General features: G+C 50.5%; 21 protein-coding genes and 1 pseudogene. 13 read left to right on the top strand and 9 right to left on the bottom strand.

Going from position 1 to position 26318, the window contains the following annotated elements; translation table 11 throughout:
• Positions 1-45 precede the first annotated feature (45 nt).
• Entirely contained in the window at positions 46-1980 is a 1935-nt protein-coding gene (iolD, locus tag ACQKDS_RS12725) for a 3D-(3,5/4)-trihydroxycyclohexane-1,2-dione acylhydrolase (decyclizing) (protein WP_399670925.1), read from the bottom strand.
• Between the two features lie 406 nt (positions 1981-2386).
• On the opposite strand from iolD, the gene ACQKDS_RS12720 reads away from it, so the two are divergent.
• Together ACQKDS_RS12720 and ACQKDS_RS12715 are read left to right on the top strand one after the other, a co-directional pair.
• Positions 2387-4327 carry a bifunctional 5-dehydro-2-deoxygluconokinase/5-dehydro-2-deoxyphosphogluconate aldolase gene (locus ACQKDS_RS12720; protein WP_399670922.1) on the top strand — a complete coding sequence of 647 codons (1941 nt, stop codon included), beginning with the start codon at positions 2387-2389 and terminating at the stop codon, positions 4325-4327.
• A 200-nt stretch (positions 4328-4527) separates the two neighbouring features.
• The gene (locus ACQKDS_RS12715; protein WP_399670919.1) at positions 4528-5364 is read left to right on the top strand and encodes a MurR/RpiR family transcriptional regulator; all 837 of its coding nucleotides are present in this window, start codon (positions 4528-4530) and stop codon (positions 5362-5364) included.
• Positions 5365-5413: 49 nt separating this feature from the next.
• On the opposite strand, the gene iolB is transcribed toward ACQKDS_RS12715, so the two are convergent.
• On the bottom strand, positions 5414-6232 hold the full coding sequence (gene iolB, locus ACQKDS_RS12710; protein ID WP_399670917.1) for a 5-deoxy-glucuronate isomerase: 819 nt from the start codon (positions 6230-6232) through the stop codon (positions 5414-5416).
• A gap of 179 nt (positions 6233-6411) precedes the next feature.
• On the bottom strand, positions 6412-7917 hold the full coding sequence (locus tag ACQKDS_RS12705; protein WP_399670914.1) for a CoA-acylating methylmalonate-semialdehyde dehydrogenase: 1506 nt from the start codon (positions 7915-7917) through the stop codon (positions 6412-6414).
• Between the two features lie 501 nt (positions 7918-8418).
• Here ACQKDS_RS12705 and ACQKDS_RS12700 point away from each other — a divergent pair.
• Entirely contained in the window at positions 8419-9858 is a 1440-nt protein-coding gene (locus ACQKDS_RS12700; protein ID WP_399670911.1) for a sugar porter family MFS transporter, read from the top strand.
• A 45-nt stretch (positions 9859-9903) separates the two neighbouring features.
• Positions 9904-10149, top strand: a pseudogene (locus ACQKDS_RS12695) (inosose isomerase); the annotation flags it as partial.
• Positions 10150-10305: 156 nt separating this feature from the next.
• On the opposite strand, the gene fetB reads toward ACQKDS_RS12695, so the two are convergent.
• From fetB to ACQKDS_RS12675, 4 genes are all read right to left on the bottom strand, one after another.
• Positions 10306-11079, bottom strand: a complete 774-nt coding sequence (fetB, locus tag ACQKDS_RS12690) for an iron efflux ABC transporter permease subunit FetB (RefSeq protein ID WP_399670908.1) — start codon at positions 11077-11079, stop codon at positions 10306-10308.
• A 1-nt stretch (position 11080) separates the two neighbouring features.
• Entirely contained in the window at positions 11081-11743 is a 663-nt protein-coding gene (gene fetA, locus ACQKDS_RS12685; protein WP_399670905.1) for an iron efflux ABC transporter ATP-binding subunit FetA, read from the bottom strand.
• A 417-nt stretch (positions 11744-12160) separates the two neighbouring features.
• On the bottom strand, positions 12161-12373 hold the full coding sequence (gene cspE / locus ACQKDS_RS12680; protein ID WP_013574336.1) for a transcription antiterminator/RNA stability regulator CspE: 213 nt from the start codon (positions 12371-12373) through the stop codon (positions 12161-12163).
• Between the two features lie 448 nt (positions 12374-12821).
• Positions 12822-14021 (bottom strand): NAD(P)/FAD-dependent oxidoreductase, encoded by a 1200-nt coding sequence (locus ACQKDS_RS12675; RefSeq protein ID WP_399670901.1) that lies wholly within the window; start codon positions 14019-14021, stop codon positions 12822-12824.
• A gap of 301 nt (positions 14022-14322) precedes the next feature.
• Between ACQKDS_RS12675 and pitA the strand changes: the two genes are divergently transcribed.
• Entirely contained in the window at positions 14323-15825 is a 1503-nt protein-coding gene (gene pitA / locus ACQKDS_RS12670) for an inorganic phosphate transporter PitA (RefSeq protein WP_399670898.1), read from the top strand.
• A gap of 149 nt (positions 15826-15974) precedes the next feature.
• On the opposite strand, the gene uspB is transcribed toward pitA, so the two are convergent.
• Positions 15975-16310: a universal stress protein UspB gene (uspB, locus tag ACQKDS_RS12665; RefSeq protein WP_399670895.1), complete on the bottom strand. Its 336-nt coding sequence runs from the start codon at positions 16308-16310 to the stop codon at positions 15975-15977.
• A 546-nt stretch (positions 16311-16856) separates the two neighbouring features.
• Here uspB and uspA point away from each other — a divergent pair.
• Together uspA and gdhA are read left to right on the top strand one after the other, a co-directional pair.
• Positions 16857-17306, top strand: coding sequence for a universal stress protein UspA (gene uspA, locus ACQKDS_RS12660; protein WP_399670892.1), 450 nt, complete (start codon positions 16857-16859; stop codon positions 17304-17306).
• A gap of 294 nt (positions 17307-17600) precedes the next feature.
• Complete coding sequence (gene gdhA / locus ACQKDS_RS12655; protein ID WP_399670889.1) at positions 17601-18944, top strand: NADP-specific glutamate dehydrogenase; 1344 nt, start codon at positions 17601-17603, stop codon at positions 18942-18944.
• Between the two features lie 176 nt (positions 18945-19120).
• Here the strand turns inward: gdhA and ACQKDS_RS12650 are convergent, their stop codons facing one another.
• On the bottom strand, positions 19121-19384 hold the full coding sequence (locus ACQKDS_RS12650) for a hypothetical protein (protein WP_399671194.1): 264 nt from the start codon (positions 19382-19384) through the stop codon (positions 19121-19123).
• On the opposite strand from ACQKDS_RS12650, the gene ACQKDS_RS12645 reads away from it, so the two are divergent.
• The 6 genes from ACQKDS_RS12645 to ACQKDS_RS12620 all read left to right on the top strand — a co-directional run bounded on the left by ACQKDS_RS12645 (position 19272) and on the right by ACQKDS_RS12620 (position 26300).
• Complete coding sequence (locus tag ACQKDS_RS12645; protein WP_399670886.1) at positions 19272-20258, top strand: autoinducer 2 ABC transporter substrate-binding protein; 987 nt, start codon at positions 19272-19274, stop codon at positions 20256-20258. The genes ACQKDS_RS12650 and ACQKDS_RS12645 overlap by 113 nt on opposite strands.
• Before the next feature lie 312 nt (positions 20259-20570).
• On the top strand, positions 20571-22070 hold the full coding sequence (locus ACQKDS_RS12640) for a sugar ABC transporter ATP-binding protein (RefSeq protein ID WP_399670883.1): 1500 nt from the start codon (positions 20571-20573) through the stop codon (positions 22068-22070).
• Positions 22063-23052, top strand: a complete 990-nt coding sequence (locus ACQKDS_RS12635) for an ABC transporter permease (protein WP_399670880.1) — start codon at positions 22063-22065, stop codon at positions 23050-23052. The genes ACQKDS_RS12640 and ACQKDS_RS12635 overlap by 8 nt, the downstream gene beginning before the upstream one ends.
• Positions 23053-23054: 2 nt before the next feature.
• Positions 23055-24008, top strand: a complete 954-nt coding sequence (locus tag ACQKDS_RS12630; protein ID WP_399670877.1) for an ABC transporter permease — start codon at positions 23055-23057, stop codon at positions 24006-24008.
• A gap of 49 nt (positions 24009-24057) precedes the next feature.
• Positions 24058-25695, top strand: a complete 1638-nt coding sequence (locus ACQKDS_RS12625; RefSeq protein ID WP_399670874.1) for an FGGY-family carbohydrate kinase — start codon at positions 24058-24060, stop codon at positions 25693-25695.
• A complete protein-coding gene (locus tag ACQKDS_RS12620) occupies positions 25692-26300 on the top strand; it encodes an SIS domain-containing protein (protein WP_399670871.1) in 609 nt (202 codons plus the stop codon). Before ACQKDS_RS12625 ends, ACQKDS_RS12620 begins: the two co-directional genes overlap by 4 nt.
• The last annotated feature ends 18 nt before the right edge of the window (positions 26301-26318 follow it).

Genomic DNA, 26318 nt, shown 5'->3' with positions numbered 1-26318 from the left:
TTATGTTGGGTATTCGTTGTAGGGTAGAGACAGAATTCGTGATGTTTAGTAATCACGGGCCTTGTCGATGTTTTCCTGTAGCTTGTGAGCCACCGCGACAATCTTTTCACTTTTGGCTACCTGCGCGCCGCCCACACGCCACCAGCTGAGATACTTGTGCACCATAGTTTTTGGCAACACTTTAATATCCAGCAAAGTTGAAACCGTTTGCTGACGAGCATCCGCTAATGCGTCGATTAACTGCTGTTCGGTGGTGATACTGTAGGTCTTGCAGCCGTAAGCGGCCGCGAGCATGGCAAAATTTACCGGCACTAAGCTGCCCTGCAGTTTGCCTTCCTGACGAAAGCGGAACTCGGTGGTGTAGCTGTCCATACCGTGTTCCATTTGTAGATTATTAATACACCCATTGGTCATGTTATCGAACAGCACGACGTTGATTTTGCAGCCTTCCTGAACTGAGGTGACCAGTTCTGAATGCAGCATCATAAATGCGCCGTCGCCCACCATGGCGTAGACCTCACGCTTCGGCTCAGCTAACTTGACGCCCAGTGCGGCATTCACTTCGTACCCCATGCAGGAGTAGCCGTACTCCACGTGATAACCGTGTTCGTCGTGGTTCTGCCAAACGCGTTGTAAGTCACCGGGCAGGCTTCCCGCGGCGGCGACAATCACGCTATCATTCGGTAAGTTCTGGTTTAACAAACCCAATACGCGGCTTTGTGTCAAGGATGAACCGGTCTGCTCAATGTATTCACCAAAGACCCGTTCACGATCCAAATGATCATCGATTTCCGGGATAAAATCCGCGCCGGTATAGGCAACGGAATAGACCCGTGCCGTTTCTTCTTTTTGAGCAGCCTGCACCGCTGTTATGGCGTCGCCCCAATCAGCGAGGTAACCTGACTCCGCCATCAGCGACGCCAACGCGTTCAGTGCGTCACGAGCATCCGCCAGTAGCTGTAAACCATCCAATTTACCCGCATCAAACGCACTGACGTTAATGTTGAGAAACGCCACTTGTGGGTTTTGGAACAACCACTTGGAAGACGTGGTGAAGTCGGTATAGCGCGTGCCGACACCAATGACCAGATCGGCCTGTTTCGCCAACGTATTGGCGGCCAAACAGCCGGTTTCACCGATACCGCCTACGTTGAACACATGGTTGGACTTAATCGCCCCTTTGCCCGCTTGCGTTTCTGCAAAGGGGATCTGGAAACGTTCGGCAAACTGTTGTAGCGCCCGGCCTGCTTGCGAATATTTCACCCCACCACCACATATCAGCAGTGGTTTACGTTTACCCGACAACAACGCCAACGCATCCGCCAACATACCCTGCGTCGCAGGGCGGCGCTCAAGACGGTGGATTCGCTTCTGGAAGAAGTAATCAGGATAGTCGTATGCCTCACCTTGTACATCCTGTGGCAAGCACAGCGTCACCGCCCCCGTTTCCGCCGGATCGGTTAACACGCGCATGGCATTAATACAGGCGCTCATCAGTTGCTCAGGGCGTACGATACGATCCCAATATTTACTCACCGGACGAAATGCGTCATTGGTGCTGATGCTGAGGTCGTAAGATTGTTCAATTTGCTGTAATACGGGATCTGGCTGGCGTGAGGCGTAAACATCCCCAGGTAATAATAATAAGGGAATACGATTGGCCGTCGCGGTTGCTGCCGCCGTGAGCATATTCGCAGCCCCAGGGCCGACGGAGGAGGTACATGCATAAATTTGCTGACGCAGTTTTTGTTTGGCGAAACCAGTAGCAGCATGCGCCATGCCTTGCTCATTACGACCCTGGTGGACCATCAGTTCGCCGCAGTCTTGCTCCAACGCCTGACCTAAACCGAGCACGTTGCCATGGCCGAAAATAGCAAAAATGCCTTTCACAAACTTGGTTTCGACGCCGTCCACCAGCAAATACTGGTTGTCGAGGAATTTGACAAGCGCCTGCGCCATCGTCAATTTAGTCTTACTCATTTTCTTCCCCCTTTATAGCGGTCAGTCTCCTGCGCCAATCACTCTGCCGACCACCTAAAACGTGAAACGAGTATAAACAAATAAATTTTCCATAAAATAACATTTCAGAAAAAACATTTCATTTTGCGATAAAGATCGCATTCTCGAGAAAATCCACACTTCCCCCACTCAGACAACATCACTGATCACCCGCTATCATCAAGACCAATAGGCGTCATCATCATAGGTTGCAGCCGCATAAACAGCGGGAAACTGTTGCACGATTATGGGCATGCCGCTAACGGGGTGTTAATTTCATTTAACCTTGAAATTGAAATTTTTATTCCTCATAATTCAAAACAGGTCAATAACAAACCACCGTTTATCGGGTTGCAATTGAGCTTTGCTTACAAAGAGGGATACGGGTATGACTTCACAACAAAAACAGCTTGATGTCATCTGCCTCGGGCGCATCGCTGTCGATTTCTATGCTCAACAAATCGGCGCACGCCTCGAAGATGCCAGCTCATTCGCAAAATATCTTGGCGGTTCGTCCGGAAACGTCGCCTACGGCACCGCAATTCAGGGACTAAAATCCGGCATGTTGGCGCGGGTGGGCGATGAGCATATGGGGCGCTTCCTGCGTGAAGAATTACAGCGCGTTGGTACAGACACTCGTTGCCTGATTACCGATAAGCAGCGGCTGACCGGCTTAGTGATTTTGGGTATCAAGGATCAAGAAACTTTTCCGCTTATTTTCTACCGTGATAACTGTGCTGATATGGCGCTTACCCCCGATGACATTGATGAAACCTATATCGCCTCATCACGCGCACTTGCCATTACCGGTACACATTTATCACACCCAAACACCCGCGCCGCTGTACTTAAGGCCTTGGAATACGCGCACAAACACCAATTGCGTACCGCGCTAGATATCGATTACCGCCCGGTTCTGTGGGGGTTAACCTCGCTGGGTGATGGTGAAACACGTTTTGTCGAGTCAACCAAAGTCACCCGCGAACTGCAGGAGGTGTTACATCATTTTGATTTGATAGTCGGTACAGAGGAAGAATTCCACATTGCAGGCGGCAGCACGGATACCCTGACGGCATTAGCCAATGTGCGTAAAGTCAGCAAGGCAACGTTGGTGTGTAAGCGGGGGGCACAGGGTTGTTCAGTATTTGAAGACCGCATCCCTGCCGATTGGCAACAGGTCAAGTTACACTCAGGCGTACGCGTTGAGGTACTCAATGTGTTAGGCGCGGGTGATGCATTTATGTCCGGGCTATTACGTGGCTATCTGAATGATGAGGGATGGGATCAAGCCTGTCGCTATGCTAATGCCTGTGGTGCCTTAGTCGTTTCCCGTCATGGCTGTGCGCCCGCGATGCCGACCAAGCTTGAATTGGACAATTACCTGGCTCGTGAACATAACGTGAAACGCCCAGATCAAGACGCGCAGCTTAATCACCTGCACCGCGTCACTACCCGTAAAAAACAGTGGTCAGAGTTGTGCGTGTTCGCCTTCGATCACCGTAAACAGTTAGCAGATATGGCTCACGAAGCAGGCGCGAGTGAACAACGCATCCCTCAGTTGAAATCTTTACTGCTCACGGCAGCCAAACAGGCGGCTGAGGAGGCTGGCCTGCACGGCAACAGCGGCATTCTGGCTGATACCACTTATGGACAGGCTGCATTGAATGACATTACCGGCCAAGGCTGGTGGATTGGCCGCCCGATTGAGCAACCGGGTTCGCGCCCATTGCGATTAGAGCATGGCAATATTGGGTCGCAGCTAGTCGATTGGCCACTAGAGCACGTAGTGAAATGCCTGGTCTTTTATCATCCCCATGATGCGGTTGAGCTACAACGTGAACAAGATGAGTTGATTCGCGATATCTATCACGGTTGTTGTAAGTCTGGCCATGAATTGCTGCTAGAAGTGATCCTGCCCGAAGAGAATACCGATAAAAACGAGCAGTATTACCTCGACATTATCACTCATTTTTATCAAATTGGGGTTAAGCCAGACTGGTGGAAGTTGCCACCACTCAGCGCAGCAAACTGGCAGAAGGTCGGCGCGCTGATTGATTCTCACGATCCATTCTGCCGTGGCGTCGTTATCTTGGGGTTAGATTCATCAGAAGAAAGATTAAAAGCCGGCTTTGCCGCCGCAGCCGATGCTCATTGGGTTAAAGGTTTCGCTGTCGGCCGTACCATTTTTGGTCAACCTTCTCGTCGCTGGTTACAAGGTGAACTAGACGATTCTGCCTTAATAGCACAGGTTAAACAGAAATATCTCACGTTGATTGATTACTGGCGGTTATATCGCCCACGGCCAGACGACGCTAATGGTCACAACTGATAGGTAATAACAGCCCCCTTAACGTGATTTTCGCGGCGTTAAGGGGGCTTTTTACCTATTTTCTGTGAACTAACGCAATGAGTGATGAAGCAAATCGCTTTTTGAGGAAATGAAATTTCCGCTCCATCTGTTAGAATGACAAGTCAACAATTCAGGCGTCAGGATCGCTGCGCCTTTAGCCAATACTGCGAGCCGAATGGATGAATAACCCAACTCAACTTTCGCTGTTACAAGACGAAATTCGTCACCGCTATGAGACGCTCAGCAAACGTTTAAAGCAGGTAGCCCGTTATATTTTAGATAACAGTAACAGCATTGCCTTCGACACCGTTGCTTCCATTGCCGCACAGGCTAGCGTGCCGCCCTCAACCCTGATTCGTTTCGCCAATGCTTTTGGTTTTAGTGGGTTCAACGAAATGAAACAAGTCTTCCGTCAGCATCTGATGGAAGAAACCGTCAACTACACCGAGCGCGCGCGCCTTTTTCGCCAAACCGCCACCGACGGTAACGTCGCACCCGAAAAACCGGCCGAGATTTTGAATGTGTTCACCATGGTGAACGCACAAGCATTGCAGCAACTGGCTGTTCAGATTAGCTCTGAACAGCTAGATAAAGCGGTAGAACTCTTGAATAACGCCGATAACATTTATGTGATTGGGTTGCGCCGTTCGTTTAGCGTCGCGTCCTACCTAACCTATGCCCTTCGTCATTTGGAACGCCGCGCCTTTCTAATCGATGGCTTAGGCGGTATGTTCACCGAACAACTAAGCATGGTGAAACCAAAAGATGTGGTTATTGCCATTAGCTATTCACCTTATGCCAAAGAAGCATTGGAACTGGTTGAACTAGGAGCTAAGCAAGGCGCGCAACAAATTGCGATCACAGACAGCCAGGTCAGCCCCTTGGCCGCATTCAGTGATGTGTGTTTTGTGGTGCGAGAGGCGCAAGTGGATGGATTCCGCTCGCAGGTCGCTTCAATGTGTCTGGCTCAAACCTTGGCTGTATCAATGGCATTGAATAACGCCAAAGAAGCATAAATATCGTGGGCGAAAAACACCTTCGCCCTTAATAAAAAATGGCACATCATCACGCTTTAGGGTAATCGTCGCTATTGATCCAGGCGTGATCGCCTTCCCATGTAAACTTCCACAAGCGCACCGGCCCAGCCATTACATTGAGGTAATAGTTATCATATCCGGCTAACGTAGCTACCGGATGATATCCACGCGGCACTTTGACCACATCACGGTTATAAACGGGCATACACTCATCAAGTGAGCGATCGTCGGTATACACCCGCTGCATACAAAAGCCCTGTTCCGGCTGGATCCGATGATAATAGGTTTCTTCCAGATAGGTTTCATCAGGTGAATCTTCCTGATCGTGCTTATGGCTAGGATAGGAACTGGTATTACCCTCGTCGGTATAGACTTCAACCACCAGCAGACTATCGGCAGGTTCATTATCCGGTAGAATATTATGCACCAACCGCTGGTTGCGGCCTTTACCCCGGCGTTCCACACCAATATCTGCTGGTGTAATCAACCGTGGAGGCATTTGCCCATGGCTTGGCGCGCTGCATACAGCCAGTTCGAGTGCGCTTTCGGCACGGACATGCACACGGTCATGATGTGGTACATAAACGGCATAGGGCGGTATACGCTCAAATGGGCTCATGCGTTTACCGATATGCGGATATTCCGCGCGCTGCGTTGCCACCGAGGCAATGCCAGCCACCAACACCAAACACAGTTCTTTATCGTCGCTTTCCAACGTCAACGATTGCCCAGTTTCAAGCCGATAAACATCAAAACCGACAAAGTGCCAATCGGCATTTTCAGGCGTGACATGCTGAATGCGCCCCTGTGCATTAGGCTGCTGGCACTTGCTTAATAATGAAGACATGCATTCCTCCCGTGCTCACCGCCCCCATTCACGTTGCTTCGTTCCCCGACGATACGGTTTTTATGCTGCCGAGGATTCCACTTAGTTACCGTCTTGCCGCAACTTGAGGTGATTGGGAGCAGTGATATTTAGTAGCCGCCCCCTGAGAAGGTACGGCCGCAAGTGACTGTGTGATGCGTTTAACCCAGCGTTGGCATGCTGTATTCCGAAACCGTCTGCTGCCCAGAAGGCCAACGTGCGGTAACGGTCTTCATCCGCGTATAGAAACGCACACCGTCACTGCCATGTACATTGAGCGCGCCGAATACCGAACGCTTCCAACCGCCAAAACTGTGAAATGCCATTGGCACAGGTACCGGTACGTTAACACCGACCATACCTGCCTCAACCTCATGCACGAACTGGCGCGCGTAATGGCCATTGCGGGTAAAGATAGCACTACCGTTACCAAATTCATGGCTGTTTACCGTGTCGATTGCGCTCTGATAATCCGCAACGCGAACGATACCGAGCACCGGGCCAAAGATTTCTTCACGATAAATACGCATGTTCGGCTTCACATGATCGAACAGGGTACCGCCAACATAATAACCTTGCGGATGCCCAGCAACCTGATAGTGGCGCCCGTCAGCCAGCAGGGTGGCACCTTCTTCAACACCGAGATCGATATAACCTAATACTTTCTTCTGGTGGGCCGAGGACACTAGCGGCCCCATTTCATTTTCTTCACCACCGTGTTGTCTCCCGGGCCCGATGCGAAGCTGAGCGATCAGTGGCTTAAGTTTGGCAATCAGTTTATCAGCAGTTTCATCACCAACCACTACAGCTATCGGTAATGCCATGCAGCGTTCGCCTGCTGAACCAAAAGCACCGCCCATCAAGGCGTTAACCGTCGCATCCAGATCGGCATCCGGCATAATAATCGCCTGATTTTTGGCGGCACCGAACGCCTGAACCCGCTTGCCATGAGCACTGGCCGTGGTGTAAATATGTTCCGCGACGGTGGAAGATCCGACGAAACTTACCGCTTGGATTCGCGGGTCGGTACACAACTGCGCAGCAGTTTCATTCGCGCAATGTACTACGTTGAATACCCCGTCCGGCAGGCCAGCTTCTTTCAACAATTCAGCCAAGCGCACCGATGCTGAAGGCACCAATGCCGGCGGCTTCAATACAAATGTGTTACCGCAAGCGATAGCGATGGGGAACATCCACATCGGCACCATAGCGGGAAAATTAAAGGGGGTAATCCCTGCCACCACGCCCAACGGCTGCATCAAAGAAAAACTGTCAACACCGGTTCCGACGTCGGCAGAATATTCCCCCTTAATCAACTGCGGTATACCGCAAGCAAATTCCACAACCTCCATCCCACGCGTCAGTTCACCTAATGCGTCAGAGTAGACCTTACCGTGTTCACTCACGATCAGTGCGGCCAGCTCTTCGCGGTGCTTTTCCAATAACGCTTTGAAGTTAAACATGATACGGGCTCGACGTAGCGGCGTAGTACCAGCCCAACTAGCGAATGCCTGGTGGGCAACGTCAATAGCCTGCTTCACTTCAGCAGCGGTGCTTTGCGTGACCTGACGTTCAACCTGCCCCGTTGCCGGGTTATGCACATCAACGGTCTGGTTACTGCTGCTCAGACAAACCTGCCCACCAATAAAGTTACCCACAGTCTTCATCTCTCACCCTCTTTTTCAACTGCCGTTGTCACCAGGAAATACAGGCTAAATTCTGTTCAGATGAAGCAAACTCTATTCCATTGAAAAAAAAGTTTCAAATAAATTGTTTTAGAAATTTTATTTTTAGTGTTGATGGTCGCACTTCTATCGAATAATCCGCGCATATTATCGCTTTGTGGTCATCGCCGTTGAAATCTGTCAATGGCAGAAAATACACCGATTAACCCTGTGTTTTATGCAGATTAGTTATCGATATCAAAAGAGTAATGCTCCATGCCATATCGCAAGATAGAGATGTCACTCTTTTAGTTTTCGTGGAATTTTTTGAACTGGATCTAAAAATCAATATTTCATTATTCACTAAATATGAAATAAATGTTTTTCTTCGTGGCAGGATTACCCAAGTAAACACCGTCTTGATGACAGACACGGTTCACCCTTCTGCCCCTTTCCCCTACGCCTCAGACTCGGGCAGAACATGCATAATAATCGGAGCAACTTATGTCACATCAGCGAAAACATAATACAGGGTACGTACTGCGGATTTGCGGCATCGCTGCGCTTGGCGGTATTTTGTTTGGCTATGATACCGCCGTTATTTCTGGCGCCATCGAAGCCTTGAAAAGCTATTTTGATCTCAGCCCGGCACAAACCGGCTGGGCCGTATCTAACGTCGTTCTTGGCTGTGTACTGGGTGCTTTTGGTGCCGGGCCACTGGCCGGACGTTACGGGCGCAAAAAAGCACTGATCTTGGCGGCGCTACTGTTTACCATTTCGGCCGTCGGGGCCGCGCTGGCGAACACGTTTACCAGTTTTGTCATATACCGCATGATCGGTGGGCTGGCCGTCGGTATCGCCGCGACCGTTTCACCTATGTATATGTCTGAAGTTTCACCGAAAGATATGCGCGGCCGCGCGCTCAGCATGCAACAGTTCGCAATCGTATTCGGGCAGATACTGATCTTTTACGTTAACTTTAAAATTGCCAGTTATGCTTCGGAAGCTTGGTTAGTGAACATGGGTTGGCGCTGGATGATTGGCTCAGAAGTGATTCCCTGCGTATTGTTTTGCCTGTTAGTTTTTATTATTCCTGAATCGCCACGCTGGAGCGTGATGGTTGGCCGCGAAGATCAAGCTCTGGCAATGTTGACGCGTATTTCTAATGAAGGCCACGCTCGCAACGTTTTACAAGAGATCAAAGACTCGCTGCAAGAAGATTTAAAAAATGCCAAACGAAAGCTTAGCTACCAAGATAAACGGGTTCGTTTCATCCTTTTTGTCGGCTGTATGATAGCAATGCTACAGCAGGTAACCGGCGTCAACGTGATGATGTATTACGCGCCAGTCGTACTGAAAACCGTCACCAGTAGTTCACAAGAAGCCCTGTTCCAAACAATCTGGATTGGCGTGCTGCAATTGGTGGGCTCTGTAATCGGAGCCATGCTAATGGATCGTATAGGCCGTCTGCCGCTGATGCGTTATGGCACCTTGGGCACCATTGCCGGTTTGCTTATCACCTCATACGCACTCTACACGGAAACAACCGGTTACTTAGCCCTGTTCGGAATGCTGTTCTTCATGCTGTTTTATGCGCTTTCTTGGGGGGTTGGCTGCTGGGTGCTAATTTCCGAGATCTTCCCAAATCGTATGCGTTCAGAAGGAATGAGTATCGCCGTCGGCTGTATGTGGGTCGCCAACTTTGCCGTTTCGCAAACCTTTCCAATGATTAATGATAATCCGTATCTATTCTCTACTTTCCATGGTGCCTTCCCAATGTGGGTATTCGCTGCCTGCTGCGTATTCAGCTATTGGTTTATCTGGCGCTTCATCCCGGAAACCAAAGGCGTTTCACTGGAAAAAATGGAACAGGTGGTAATGGCGAAACGCTATCGCCAACTATCCGAGAACGAAACGGTGCCCTTGTCTAACGAAAAACCGTAGTCGTGATTAACCCATATTACTATTACCGCTTAGGAGTCATGTTTCGTGAACATTGCACTAGAGCGTTTCTGCATCAACCGCAAGATTGCACCTAACCATGATTTAGAAAGTTTTTTTCGCGCGGTAAGAAAATGTGGGCTTAACAAAGTTAAACTACGTAACGATATGCCCAATGGCAAAGTGACCGATAATTTAAGTCATGCGCAGTTAAACACATTGGCTGTGGAATATCGCATTGAGATCCTCACCATCAATGCGCAAATTCAGGTCGATAACAATCGCCCTGAGCTTGATGACGAAGTCGCCTGATAACCCGAGATACCCGGGCCTAGCGTCGCGAGGGGCGCTCCGGTGGCTTACGCCACGACGACCCCACAGCCACGCTTTCCCTAATAACGGGCTTTGTCAGCAGTATGAAAAATGGCCTCTTTCGAGGCCATTTTTTGCTTATTGCAAGCTGTTCACCGCCAGTTGATGGCGTTGATTATAGAACTTTCGGTAAGCCAGGTAACAGGCAATAATGGTCGATAAACTGGCGGTCGACAACAGCATAAACGTCACCATAATCTGATACTTAATTGCTTTCACCGGATCGATGCCCGCAAAGATCAAACCCGACATCATACCCGGTAGGCTAACTAACCCTACCGTTTTGGCAGAGTCTACGGTGGGAATCAGTGACGCACGGATGCTATCGCGGATTAAAGCCGCGGAAGCAAACTTCGGCGTAGCGCCCAAGCTCAGCATTTCTTGAATTTTCTGCTGTTCATCCTTAAAACGCTGGCCAAGGTTGTTATAACACAAGCCCACCGCCACCATGGCGTTACCGGCAATCATGCCAGAGATCGGTATCACCTGCATCGGTGTAAATTCAATCGAACCGGTCAATACCAACACGACCAGCGTTAACACGGCACCAGTGGTGATGGCGATAAATGAGATAATAAAAGCATGATCAATATATTTACTGCGTTTTTTCGCGTTATAGGCCGCGTTGAAGCAAATAAACAACACCATGATTACCGTCAAGATGGCGTTATTGAGTGCGAAAATATACTTCAATACATAGCCAACAATGATTAACTGCACGACAGCCCGGCAGATGCTCCAAATAATATCTTTTTCCAACGCCAGTTTTTCTTTATGGCTAATGAGGATCGCCACCAGCACCAATATCATCGACAATCCCAGTGATTCATTGGTGATGTTATGCTCGCTCATGTCATTTCTCCTGCGGTAATGCGTTATGCGCCTGAAGCTCAATGATGTCGTCAGCATGCGCGATCTCATCTTTATCGTGCGTTACCCACAGCACCGCCACGTTTTGCTGCGCGACTAACTGATGGATCATTTCGTTCACGATGCGCTTATTATCCTCATCCAAAGCACTGGTAATTTCATCTAACAGCAGCACCTTCGGTATAAACTGTATATTACGAATCAATGACACACGCTGCTTCTCGCCGCCAGACAGCTCATTAATATTTTTCAGCAACAGGTTTTCCGGCAACATTAACCGTGCCAGATCCTGCTTCATTCTGTGTTCATCCGGTTTCTGGCGACGAATTTGATAAGGCAGAGCTAAATTATCATAGACCGTATTGCCGAATAGTGACGGCGTTTGGAAGCAATAGGAAACCTGTTTACGATATTCTTCTGGCTGAATTTTGTTGATATTGTTACCGTCAAACGTTATATCGCCACGTGTAGGGCTGATTAACGAAGAAACAATTTTCAGCAACGTACTTTTCCCGCAGCCCGAAGGGCCCGTGATTAATTTGAACTCACCGGCATTGAGGCTAAACGAAACAGCATCCAGAATAACCGAATCATCTATTTGATAATGAATATCATCCAATATAAGTATGTTGGTGCTGTCCTTCATTCTGGCTCCAGAGATGACTTGTATTCGGCTTAGCAGTATATGGCCTGATAAAACCTGCTGGCAATCGGCTAATCACAGGCACAAAAAAACCCCAGCCGTTAAGCTAGGGTCTGATTGTCGCCGGTTACTTTCCCGGCCGTCATAATTGTGGCGTAAGCGTTCATCGAACACTCCAACGTTACGCGGCCTAAGCACGACCATGGCACAACAGAAAAGAATACTATGAATAAAAATGGCAATAATATGCTTTGCTGTGGGTCATCAAAACGGATGGGTACGAAAGATGAAGCGAGGTAAAAAAGGAATGATAATCCCGACATAATACCGGGATTAATAAAGCGGGGTGGTTGGTATCTTGGCTGCTCAGGCTTACGCCATCTTCGCTATTGCAAGGACCTCACTACCCAACTTTAAATCTTACAGAACAACCACGTTGCCTGCAGATGGGCCTTTCTGGCCATTTTCGATGGTGAATTCGACGTTTTGGCCTTCATCCAATGTTTTGAAATCATTGCTCTGGATTGCAGAGAAATGTACGAATACATCTTTGCTGCCATCAGCAGGAGAAATGAAACCAAAACCTTTACCCGCGTCAAACCATTTTACTAAACCAGTCATTTTATTAGACATAGATACTTCCTTCTTTATTTATTGGCCGCCATAAGGCGATAGAGGCTTGTTTTTGGTGTTATCTTATGGGGGCACTAAATAAGAGAATTCACGGGAAAAGAAGTATCTGGGAGGATATCGCTAATACTGAGAACTAATTTACTAAAACTGCTTTCATAAGGTCTGTACCACAAACCGATGACGCTATTTACACATAACCAAGAGTTATTAGCAACCCTTTTTTATGATTAAATTAAATAAACGATAATTATTAGTGGGTTGCCCCTCATCCAAAATCAGATCGCTATCGATACCCCTTCTTTATTCTCTAACGCAAGCTCAATTACAACATCGCAAACGCGTAGTATGCAACACCGCCAAAGTGGCATGGCTCGCCATGCCACGCCTAAACCATCAAAATAGAGTGTTGATATTTTCATGGTGTTATCGCCTTTTTCTATGCGCTTGATTATTTCTCCGTGGTAGTCAGCGCCTGCGCACAAGCCCAGGCAGAACTCCAGGCCCATTGGAAGTTATAGCCACCTAACCACCCCGTTACGTCCACCACTTCACCAATGAAATAAAGACCGGGCACTTTGCTGGCCTCCATCGTTTTAGAGGAGAGCTCGCGGGTATCAACGCCGCCGAGTGTCACTTCTGCCGTGCGGTATCCTTCTGTACCGTTCGGCTGCACGCGCCAGCTTTGTAAGTTTTCCACCAGTGCTACCTGCTGCTGCGGTGTCAATTGCTTCAGCGTGGCCTCTGGTAATTGCCCCAATGTTTGCAAGCATTCGACCAATCGCTTCGGTAAATGTAGCACCAGAGTATTCTTCAGGCTCTGATTAGGATGCGCCTGCCGCTGTTGATCGAGGAAACCCGCCAGATCGAGATCAGGAAGTAAGTTAATGCTCACAAACTCACCGGGTTGCCAGTAGCTTGAAATTTGCAGTACCGCTGGCCCAGATAAGCCGCGGTGAGTAAACAGAATCGCTTCACGGAATAACGTGCCGTCATCAGCAGTTATCGTCGCAGGTACGGATACGCCGGAAAGCAACTGGGAATGCTCGAGAAGAGGTTTATGCAAAGTGAATGGCACTAATGCCGCCCGAGTTGGCAAGACATGCAAACCAAATTGTTCTGCCAGCTTGTAGCCGAAAGGCGAAGCGCCTAACCCCGGCATCGACAATCCACCGCTCGCCACGACAAGTGAGTTAGTGCTTACTTTCTCGCCATTCAGCGCGATTTCGAAACCGTGCTCGCACTTTTCTACGCTCAACACCTCACTGCGCAAGCGGAGGGTGACTTGGCCAAGCTCGCACTCTTTAACCAACATCTCGACTATCTGTTGTGCCGAATCGTCGCAGAATAGCTGACCGAGCGTTTTCTCATGATAGGCAATACCATAACGGTTAACCAAATCGATAAAATCCCACTGGGTGTAACGCGCCAGCGCCGATTTGCAAAAATGAGGATTGTTCGATAAGTAAGCCGCGGGTTCAGTATAGAGATTGGTGAAATTACAGCGGCCACCGCCAGACATCAGGATCTTGCGCCCCGGTTTTTTGCCGTTGTCTATCAGCAGCACCCGGCAGCCGAATTGCCCTGCCTGTGCCGCGCAAAACATTCCTGCCGCGCCCGCGCCAATCACTACGACATCAAACTGTTCCACCTGAGCCTCTCTGGAGTAAAACCACAATCACCACAAAAGCGCGCCATCTTACGCGATTTCGCTGCCACTCTCTGCAAAATTTGCGATGGGCGATTGTAAAGGTATGTGGCTAACGGCACCACAGTAAGAAAATGTTATTATCGGTAAAATCATGTAACACGTTGATATTACTTTGATTTGTAATGCCATACTGACGAACTGTCACATTGAAATCAAAAAAACGTCATATTTTCCTTTTCCCCGACACCGGTTGTCACCGATAATGCGCGGCGTTCATGTCCACAACCCTGGCGTAACGCTTATGCTGCATTTGTTCGCTGGCCTGGATTTTCATACCGGCCTAATGTTAATACTCGCATTGTTGTTCGTGTTGATTTATGAAGCCATTAACGGCTTCCATGATACGGCCAATGCGGTTGCTACTGTAATCTATACTCGTGCTATGCGCTCGCAACTTGCGGTCGTTATGGCGGGTATCTTTAACTTCCTTGGCGTAATACTCGGCGGTTTGAGTGTTGCCTACGCCATTGTCCACCTATTGCCAACCGACCTGTTGCTGAACGTCAGTTCCGCTCATGGGTTAGCCATGGTCTTTTCCATGCTGCTGGCAGCTATCATCTGGAACCTCGGCACTTGGTATTTCGGCCTACCCGCCTCCAGCTCCCATACCTTGATTGGCGCTATTATTGGTGTGGGTCTGACTAATGCTTTGGTAACCCACAACTCAGTGGTAGATGCACTCAATGTTCCGAAAATGATCACGATTTTCCTCTCATTGATTTTCTCTCCACTGGTCGGGATGATGGTCGCCGGATTGATGGTATTTGTGCTGCGCCGTTACTGGAGTGGTACTAAAAAACGTCAACGTATCCATATGACGCCAGCCGAACGCGAAAAGGTCGATGGCAAACGTAAGCCACCGTTCTGGACACGTATCGCGTTGATTCTGTCCGCCGTCGGCGTTAGCTTCTCACACGGCGCTAACGATGGTCAGAAAGGTATTGGTCTGATCATGCTGGTATTGATCGGCGTCGCACCCGCTGGCTTTGTGCTCAATATGAATGCAACCGGTTATGACATCACCCGTACGCGTGATGCCGTTAATCACCTGCAACAATATTATCAGCAACACGGCGACGCCTTGTCGCACGTGGTCGTCATGACACCACTGGTGCCAACGCCTGAAGAGTCTACGGCGCAAACTGAGCCGCAAGAGTTCCATTGCGACAGTGCCCGTGCGATGCCAGCCATTCAATACGCTTCAGGGCTGTTGAACAATCTGCAAAGCTATGACCAACTGACAGTAGACCAACGCAGCCATCTGCGTCGCCTGCTGATGTGCGTGACAGATACCGCAGATAAAGTGGCCAAACTGCCGGAAACCTCCGCACAAGACAAACGCTTCCTGAGCAACCTGCGTCAAGATATGCTACAAACCGTTGAGTACGCACCGGTCTGGATTATCGTTGCCGTGGCCTTGGCGCTGTCTCTTGGCACTATGGTCGGCTGGAAACGCGTTGCAACCACTATCGGCGAGAAAATCGGTAAGAAAGGCATGACCTACGCCCAAGGCGTATCTGCCCAGATGACCGCCGCACTGTCGATTGGCGTTGCCAGCTATACCGGTATGCCCGTCTCCACTACCCACGTTCTCTCTTCGGCCGTTGCCGGGACGATGATCGTCGATGGTGGTGGTGTGCAGAGCAAAACGGTGAAGAATATTATGATGGCTTGGGTGTTAACCCTGCCGGTATCAATTGTTCTCTCCGGTTTACTGTACTGGATAGCGCTGAAGCTGATCTAACGCGGTGCGCACCTAGGGTAAACGTTGCTAAATGCGTAGGGGCAGCCTGTTATGCCCCTACATAGCGGGTTAAGACTGGGTCAGCAAGCTAAGGAATGCATGGCTTAATGCCGTTCAGTAAAACTGAGCGGCATTTTTTATGCGCGCCATCAGTACCAAATTGCCATCGCAATCAGGCTGATAACCACCAACCCACACAGGGCAGAAGTCAGCATAAAATGGCCACGCACCCGTTCACAACGGCGAATAAATTCAGGATCATGATGGTCAGCGTAGCGTTGAGCATAGATATAACGCACCAATCGGATCTGCTTGCTTGGTTGACCGTGAGAAGTGAAGAACCCGCCACCATCAACATATTGATACAGCAAAGGATCGCAACCGCGTAATACCACCAGCAGCGCACGCAGAGAAGAGTAATACCGCACCATGTTTACCACACATACCACACACAAAGCCCAAAACAGCGCGACGGTACTGATCATGATTCCTCCTCAAGGCGTTGTGATCCACGGCAATCCGCCAGGGCCAACTGCCCTACTTCGTCTCTAATAATCAGCCGGAGCCTGCAGTTACGGTTCCCTTGCTCGCACCCTACTGGTTACGCAAACCCATACATACCGATATTAGAAAGCAGTACGCCGAGTTAACGCTGTCCGGCTCTAAGGAAAAAGGTGAGGCCTCATCTTTATTGTAGAATAATGAAACGTAAACGGATCGCAGCAATCAAGAAAATTTACCGCCATGGGCAAAATAGTCCTTCCTCCGCCTTGCCCAATCATGCCGTCTGTCAACTATACTCTAGATAAGAAGGCTTATATTTCAATCGCTCAATCTGATGATAACCGCATTAGCAATAGGATTTCTTACGCTATCGGTGTAAAACTGACAGGGTAAACAGGGCAAAACAGGTTGATGCGTTGCGGTGTGATCGGCTCAACATATCATTGTGATAACGGAATGATAATATGCGGGTAAATAAAGAATGCCTGCTAACCCTTTAATCGGCATTATATGGAAGGAGTATTTACATGGCTTACAAACATATTTTAATTGCGGTTGACCTCTCCCCGGAAAGCAAAATTCTGGTGGAAAAAGCCGTATCGATGGCGCGGCCGTACAATGCCAAAGTTTCCTTAATTCACGTTGATGTCAATTACTCCGACCTGTATACCGGCCTGATCGACGTTAACCTAGGCGATATGCAAAAACGTATCTCCGAAGAAACCCACAATGCCCTGACTGAACTTTCACAAAATGCCGGCTATCCGATTACCGAAACCCTGAGCGGCAGCGGTGATTTAGCTCAGGTATTGGTTGATGCGATTAAGAAATACGATATGGATCTGGTGTTATGTGGGCATCACCAGGATTTCTGGAGCAAATTAATGTCTTCCGCCCGTCAGCTGATTAACACCGTACACATCGATATGCTGATTGTACCGTTGCGCGACGAAGAAGACCAAGAAACCGATAAGTAAGCGCTCCCTAACCTTGAAACCCTATGCCCGCAACAGCGGGCATTTTTTTTTACTCTTCCGTAGATAATCGCTTGATAACTCAGTGTGCCTCGATGTTATAGTCAAGACAGACACAACATCTTCCCCCGCCATTTCAAAGCCCTATAGCCGAATAGTTGAAACTGCATCAAGGCGTCAAAGGTGCGTATTCCGAACGGCTGAGTGACGTCCGTATCGTGTGTAGGTACAGATACTGTTTCAGGTATAACGGGTATAGCGATAAAGGGGGCAATATTATGCCAAAGGGAGTTACCCATGGAACAGGCCGTATCACTCGAATCATTCCTTATTACCTTGCAGCAGCACAATCCCTATCAAGCGGAATATCTGCAGGCAGTCCGCGAGGTATTTACCTCACTGTGGCCATTTATCGAGCGTAATCCGCGCTATCGTGAATATGCTCTGCTCGAACGCTTAGTGGAGCCAGAGCGCGTGATTCAATTTCGCGTCAGTTGGGTTGATGACGCCGGTCGCGTACAGGTTAACCGAGCCTGGCGCGTGCAATTCAACTCTGCAATTGGGCCGTATAAAGGCGGGATGCGTTTTCACCCGTCGGTTAATCTGTCGATTCTTAAATTCCTTGGCTTCGAACAGACGTTCAAGAACGCCTTGACCACGCTGCCAATGGGCGGAGGAAAAGGCGGATCAGATTTCGATCCCAAAGGTAAAAGTCAGGGCGAAATCATGCGTTTTTGTCAGGCGCTGATGACAGAACTCTACCGTCATTTAGGGCCCGATACCGACGTTCCGGCGGGTGATATCGGCGTCGGTGGCCGCGAGGTCGGTTTCATGACCGGCATGATGAAAAAGCTGTCTAACAATACCGCCTGCGTATTTACCGGCAAAGGGTTAGCATTTGGCGGCAGTTTGATCCGCCCTGAGGCGACCGGCTATGGCCTAGTGTACTTCACCGACGCCATGCTGCAGCAGCATGGCTTAGGGTTTGAAGGGATGCGTGTAGCGGTTTCTGGCTCAGGCAACGTGGCGCAATATACCATCGAAAAGGCACTAGAGCTGGATGCCCTGGTCATTACCGCCTCCGATTCCGGCGGCACCGTGGTCGATGAAGCCGGTTTCACCACCGAGAAGCTGGCACATCTGGCCGAAATTAAGAATCAGCGTTACGGCCGTATCGAAGACTACGCCCGCGAGCGCGGCCTGACCTTCTTAAAAGGCCAAAAACCGTGGCAAGTCCCGGTCGATATCGCACTGCCCTGCGCCACGCAAAACGAGTTAGATCTGGCTGCTGCCAGCACGCTGATTCATAACGGGGTAAAAGCCGTCGCGGAAGGTGCCAACATGCCGACGACCATTCACGCCACCGATGCTTTCCTAGAGGCTGGCGTGCTGTTCGCACCGGGCAAGGCGGCGAATGCGGGCGGCGTTGCAACCTCTGGTTTGGAGATGGCGCAAAACGCCGCGCGTATCAGTTGGCGGGCAGAGAAAGTTGATGTTCGTTTACAACATATCATGGCGGATATCCATCACGCCTGCGTAGAATACGGCGGCGACGGTAAGCAGACCCACTACGTTCACGGTGCCAATATTGCCGGTTTCGTAAAAGTTGCGGAGGCAATGCTGGCACAAGGGGTGCTGTAATCCCCGTTTAAGTGATCATCCTCACACATTGCATAACTCCCTCAATGCCGGTGCTCACACCGGCATTTTTGCACCGTTTTCAATACGCATAATTGTTTTGTGTTTGTTTAAACAAATGAGTTTTATTGTTAATTATTGGTTGTTTTTTGCTAGTAATATTACCACCTCTTATTTTTTTAACTTTTAATTAACACAAAAGTCGCCATAATTTTACCAAAATGTGTGGCGATCACATTTTGCTCTCTTGCAGTACCCTTCTTCTTCCATTCCTTTGTAATCTGCATCGGTGGAAAAAACGCCACCCCTACAGATAAGAAAGGTACAGCTATGAAATTTAACCTCGCATTATTCAATGCATGTGTGGTTTCTGCGTGCATGTTCGCAACAACACCGGGCTTCGCTGCTGAAAAATATGAAATCGCTGTCGTGGCAAAGATCACTGGCATTCCGTGGTTCAACCGTATGGAAGTGGGTGTCAACGATGCGGCGAAGGCATTGGACGTCAATGCCTACCAGACAGGGCCTTCAACGCCCGATCCCGCGGCACAGGTCAAAGTAATTGAAGATCTGATCGCGAAGAAAGTTAACGCAATCATTGTGGTGCCGAACGATGCCAAAGTACTTGAACCGGTGCTAAAAAAAGCCCGTGATCAAGGCATTGTGGTACTGACCCATGAATCACCAGACCAGCAGATTGGTCAATGGGATATCGAAACCATCGACAGTGATAAATATGCGCAGGCCAACGTCGATGAACTGGCTAAAAACATGGACGGTAAAGGCGGCTACGCAATTTACGTTGGCTCACTGACCGTGCCGTTGCATAACGCCTGGGCCGACTCAGCGATTAAATACCAAAAAGAAAAATACCCGGAGATGTTCGAAGTCACTCAACGCCTGCCGGTAGCCGAAAGCATTGATAAATCCTATTCCACCACGCTGGATCTGATGAAAACCTATCCGCAAATGAAAGGCATCATCGGTTTCGGTTCGCTGGGGCCTATTGGCGCCGGTCAGGCCGTCGCGAAGAAACGCGCTAAAGATAAAATCGCCGTGGTGGGTATTGCCATGCCTGCGCAGGCAGCCCCTTATCTGATGCGGGGCGACATCAAAAAAGCGCTGTTGTGGGATCCAAAAGACGCCGGTTTTGCACTCGTCACCGTGGCCGATCGGTTACTGCAAGGAAAAGCAGTCACCCAAGATTTGTCGATCGACGGGCTGGGAAAAGCCGAGGTCGATATGGATAACAAAGTGATTCGGTTTAATAAAATTCTGGAAGTGACCAAGGATAACGCTAAATCACTCGGTTTTTAGTTCGTCCTATACCCAAGATAATTCGAGTTGTTTGTAGGCGGCAACTGAATGAGTCCCTGGGAGCATAGCCAACTCTGCGACCAGGGTGAAGGAAGGCAGCCCACACCCAAGCAACGTGAAGTATGAAGAGTATATTCGCCACACCGGGAATCCATAACATAGAAAGGCGCAGCACAGTGACTACGCCACAGTTTATTTATACCTTGAATCATTCGCATGGCATTCGGCAGGTAAGCCCAAGGATGGGCGCTGCCACGCACGAGGTCACACGCGAGATGACGGGTATAAACCGCTGAATAATAGGTTAACGCTATGACATCCTCGACCGCATTTATCACGCTGGAAAATATCAGTAAAAAATTCCCCGGCGTTTTGGCATTGGACCACATCAACCTGACGCTCAATAAAGGCGAAGTACATTGTCTGGCTGGGCAAAACGGCTGTGGCAAAAGCACCCTGATTAAAATTATCTCTGGTGTTTATCAGCCAGAAAAAGGGGCCAATATTTCGTTGGAAGGAAAGTTATTTCATGCACTGACGCCGCAGCTTTCCGGTTATTACGGCATTCAAGTGATCTATCAAGATTTGTCGTTATTTCCAAACCTGACGGTCGCGGAAAATATCGCTATTCACCGCTATTTACCCGGCGGTAATTTCTGGGTTAAACGTAAAACGATGCGCCAGATCGCGCTGGACGCCATGACGCGTGTTGGTGTGCGCATCGATCCCGATAAAAAAGTCGAGAAACTGTCGATTGCCGACCGCCAACTGGTGGCGATTTGCCGTGCCATCGCTGCCGAAGCACGGCTGGTGATCATGGATGAACCGACGGCATCGCTCACCCGCCAAGAAGTTGATGGCCTGCTGCGGGTGGTCAATGAATTAAAAGCGGCGGGGATCTGCGTGGTGTTTGTTAGCCATCGGCTGGACGAAGTGATGGAAGTTGCCGATCGCATCAGCGTGATACGTGATGGCAAACTGGTTGGGACCTATCCAGCCATTGAGTTAGACAGCCACGAGCTGGCTTTCCTCATGACCGGCCAACGCTTTCATTACAGCCACTTGCCCGCACGCCCCGTCGTTGACAGTACCCCCCTGTTGGAAGTCTGCAATCTTAGCCGAGGTGATAAATACCGCCATATCAATCTGGCGCTGCGCGGCGGCGAGATCGTCTCCATTGTCGGGCTGTTAGGCGCAGGTCGTAGCGAATTATGCCTAAGTTTGTTCGGTATGACCTCCCCAGACAGCGGTGAAATACGCATTGAAGGGCGGCCGGTTACGCTGCACAACAACCGCGAGGCAATACGCCACGGTATTGGTTACGTCTCGGAAGACCGTCTGACGCAGGGATTGATTATGGAACAATCGATCTACGACAACACCATCGTCACGGTTTTCGACCAATTACGTACCCCGCTCGGCCTGTTAAATCATCAAAAAGCCCAGCAGTTAGTGAACTCACTCATTCACAATCTGAACATTAAAGTCTCCGATAGCGCCTTACCGGTGAAAACACTGTCCGGCGGCAACGCCCAACGCATTGCTATCGCTAAGTGGGTCGCAACTCACCCCAAAGTCCTGATCCTCGACTCCCCTACCGTCGGCGTTGATATTGCCAACAAAGAGGGGATCTACCAGATCGCCAAAGATCTGGCCGAACAGGGCATGGCAGTGTTGATGATCTGCGATGAGATCCCTGAAGCCTATTACAACAGCCATCGGGTGCTGGTGATGAGCAAAGGCGAGCTGGTCGCCGAATTCATGCCACATCAGTGCACCGAACAACAGATAGCCGAGGTGGTGAATGGATAAGTCGTTGCTCGCCCGTCTGGCCGGACGGCATGAATTTTATCTTGGCCTACTGGTGCTGATTTTAGCCTTGGGGCTCAGCATCAGCACCGATGAATTTCTGACCATCGGCAACCTGACCGACGTTGCCACCAGCTACGCGATTCTCGGTATTCTGGCCTGCGGCCTGTTTGTGGTGTTGATCGCTGGCGGTATTGATATTTCGTTCCCGGCGATCACCGCCATTGCCCAATACGTCATGGCCAGTTGGATTATTCAGCACGGCGGCAGCTTCCCACTGGCTTTCGCCCTGGCGATCGCCGTCGGTTTGCTACTCGGATTGGTAAACGGTTTTCTGGTTTATTGGCTGAAAGTGCCGGCAATTATCATCACCATTGCAACGCTGAATGTGTTTTACGGTTTGCTGGTTTACGCCACCAACGGCACCTGGCTGTACGGTTTTCCGGATTGGTTCATGGACGGCATCAATTGGTTCGCCTTCACCGCCGCCGACGGTTACGACTACGGTGTGACGCTGCCCCTGCTGTGTCTACTGGCAGTCGCGGTCGTCACCGGTGTTCTGATGAATTTCACCCGTCTTGGGCGACAAATTTTCGCGATGGGCGGCAACCGCGATGCGGCATCGCGCCTCGGCTTGAACCTGCTGCGGCTCCATTTCTATGTTTACGGCTACATGGGCATTCTCGCCGGGATCGCCGCCGTGGTTCAGGCGCAAATTACCCAATCGGTCGCGCCCAACTCACTGCTCGGTTTTGAGCTCACGGTGTTGGCCGCAGTGGTACTCGGCGGTACCAGCATGAGCGGTGGCCGCGGTTCGCTGGTCGGCACCCTGTTAGGGGTGATATTGCTGGCCTTTTTACAGAACGGCCTCACGTTGCTCAGCGTTTCCTCATATTGGCACACGGTCTTCAGCGGTTTGATTATTTTAATCAGCATCAGCAGCACCGCCTGGAATGAAAAACGCAAGCTGGCTAAGGAGCTATAACCATGACACAGCTAACCCGCTTGATCCCGCGCGATCGGATCATTCGCCTGCAAAGCGTGATCATTATCGCCGTTGCACTACTGTTCGCTGGATTACTCGGATCGCGTTTCTTCAGCGTCGGTAATTTTCAATCGATCACCTCACAATTACCGATCCTCGGGATGTTAGCGCTCGGGATGGGCATCACCATGCTCACCGGTGGCATCAATCTGTCAATTATCGCGGGGGCTAACGCCTGTTCACTGGTGATGGCGGCGATCATTGTCAGCCATCCCGATCAACCGCTGTTCGTGGGCCTCGCCTTGCTCGCCGGGCTGGCGGTTGCCGTCGCCATCGGCACCCTGAACGGGGTGTTGGTCGCTTGGATTGGTGTCTCTCCGATCCTCGCCACGCTCGGCACCATGACGCTCATCACCGGCCTCAATATCTTGCTCTCTAACGGCGCGGTGATTTCTGGTTTCCCGACGGCGATTCAATATCTTGGCAACGGTACCCTGCTCGGTATTCCTGTAGCGCTGTTGTTGTTCTTGCTGGTTACGGTCGGGCTGTGGATTTTGCTCGAGCACACGACGCTGGGGCGCAGCCTGTATCTGCTGGGTTCCAATCAGCAGGCTACGCTGTTTAGCGGCGTCAACACGGCCAAGGTGCACATTGCGGTGTATATCCTTTCAGCCCTGCTTGGCTGGGGTGCGGCACTATTGATGATGGCTAAATTCAACTCAGCCAAGGCTGGCTATGGCGAATCATATTTGTTGGTGACCATTTTGGCCTCGGTACTCGGCGGAATTAATCCCGACGGCGGTTTTGGCCGTATTCTTGGGCTGGTATTGGCGTTGATTGTGCTGCAAATGATCGAAAGTGGCCTGAATTTGCTCGGTATCAGCAGTTATCTGACGATGGCTCTATGGGGCACGGTGCTGATCCTGTTCATCGCATTACAAAATCGAAAAGCCTAGGTCGCTGCGCATGTTAAATGCGGGAAGTAACCTTATACGGAGAAAAATAATGGCGAGTTATTTTATTGGCGTAGACGTAGGGACTGGCAGCGCACGCGCCGGTGTTTTTGACCTAACGGGACGCATGGTGAGCCAGGCCAGCCGTGCAATAGACATCTATCGGCCACAAGCCGATTTTGTCGAACAATCTTCCGACAACATCTGGCTCGCGGTCTGTAACGCCGTGCGCGATGCCGTCAGTCAGGCTGACATCAACCCGATTCAAGTCAAAGGGTTGGGGTTTGATGCCACCTGTTCACTGGTGGTATTGGATAAAGAAGGCAACCCCCTGACCATCAGCCCCTCCGGCCGCAGCGAACAAAACATCATCGTGTGGATGGATCACCGTGCGATTACCCAAGCTGAGCGTATCAACGCCACCAAACACCGAGTGTTAGACTTTGTCGGGGGGATTATTTCCCCCGAGATGCAAACGCCGAAAATGCTGTGGCTGAAGCAGCATATGCCAACCACCTGGGCCAACGCCGGTTATCTGTTCGATCTGCCCGATTTTTTGACCTGGCGTGCCACACAGGATACGACTCGCTCCTTGTGCTCGACGGTGTGCAAATGGACCTATCTCGGCCATGAGCAGCGCTGGGATAAAAGCTATTTCAAACAGATTGGCTTGGAAGACGTGCTGGAACATGACGCGGCAAAAATCGGCAGTGATGTCAAAATCATGGGTGAACCGCTGGGCCACGGCCTGACCCAGCGCGCCGCCGCCGAAATGGGCTTGATGGCGGGCACTGCGGTGAGTGTTTCCATCATCGACGCTCACGCCGGTACGCTAGGCACCATCGGGGCAACCGGGGCATCTGGCGAAGTGGCCGATTTCGATCGGCGTATCGCCTTGATCGGCGGCACGTCGACCGGACACATGGCCATGTCACGTACCGCACGCTTCATCAACGGCGTATGGGGGCCGTACTATTCCGCCATTTTACCAAAGTATTGGCTGAACGAAGGCGGCCAATCGGCCACCGGCGCCCTCATTGATCACATCATTCAATCGCACCCATGTTATCCAACACTCTTAACCCAGGCCAAATCGCAAGGTCAGACCATTTATGAACTGCTCAACGCCTTACTGCGCCGCATGGCGGGAGAACCAGAGAATATTGCGTTTCTGACCCAAGACATTCATATGCTGCCGTACTTTCACGGTAACCGTTCACCGCGTGCGAACCCAACGTTAACCGGCACGCTGACCGGGCTAAAACTGTCACGAACGCCGGAGGATATGGCACTGCACTACTTGGCGGCGATTCAGGCCATCGCGCTCGGCACCCGCCATATCATCGAAACCATGAATCAGAGCGGCTACAGCATAGACACCATTATGGCCAGCGGCGGCGGCACCAAAAACCCGATTTTCGTGCAAGAGCATGCCAACGCCACCGGGTGCGCCATGCTGTTGCCGGAAGAGAGTGAAGCGATGCTGCTGGGTGGGGCGATGATGGGCACCGTGGCGGCAGGCGTATTTGACACGCTTCCGGAGGCGATGAACGCCATGAGCCGCATCGGGAAAACCGTCACCCCGCAGACCAATAAAATCAAACGTTATTACGATCGCAAATACCGCGTATTCCACCAGCTGTATCACGATCATATGACATACCGTCAACTGATGCAGGAGGAAGCATGAGCCAGCAAGAATGGCAACGCGCCTGCGCGGCTTGGCAGATTTACAGCCAGGAGTTGGCGCAGCTCAGCCAACGCATTGAGCCAACATGTTGGCAGCGGTTAATGACGTTATTAAGCGGTTGCCAAGGTAAGATTGCGGTGACCGGCGTCGGCACTTCTGGCATTGCGGCACGGAAAGTCGCCCATATGCTGGCCTGCGTCGAGCAACCGGCCATCTATCTGAATGCGACCGATGCAGCACACGGCGACTTAGGCTTTTTACGCGCTGATGATTTAGCGATCATGATTTCACGCGGCGGCAATTCTGATGAGCTCACGCGCCTGTTACCTACGCTGGCCGCCAAAGGCGTAACGCTGATTAGCGTGACCGAGAATCCCGATTCGGCTATCGCCCGTGCCGCAACGTTGGTGATCCCCACCGGCGTCAAAGAGGAAATAGATCCGCTGAATATGCTGGCAACCACCTCTATCGTGCTGGTATTAGCGATTTTTGACGCGGCCTGCGCCTGCCTGATGGCACGCAACGGTTACAGTAAAGAAACGCTATTAGCCGTGCACCCTGGTGGTCAGGTTGGCAAGCGTTTACGCGCGGAAAATAGCGGATAAAGGGTGACAAGCGGGCGC

Origin of the sequence: Serratia sp. NPDC078593 (genome assembly GCF_050268245.1) — a bacterium.
GTDB lineage: Bacteria > Pseudomonadota > Gammaproteobacteria > Enterobacterales > Enterobacteriaceae > JBNNGK01.
The sequence above is the reverse complement of the archived record's forward strand: the minus strand, read 5'-3'. Positions and strand labels throughout refer to the sequence as shown.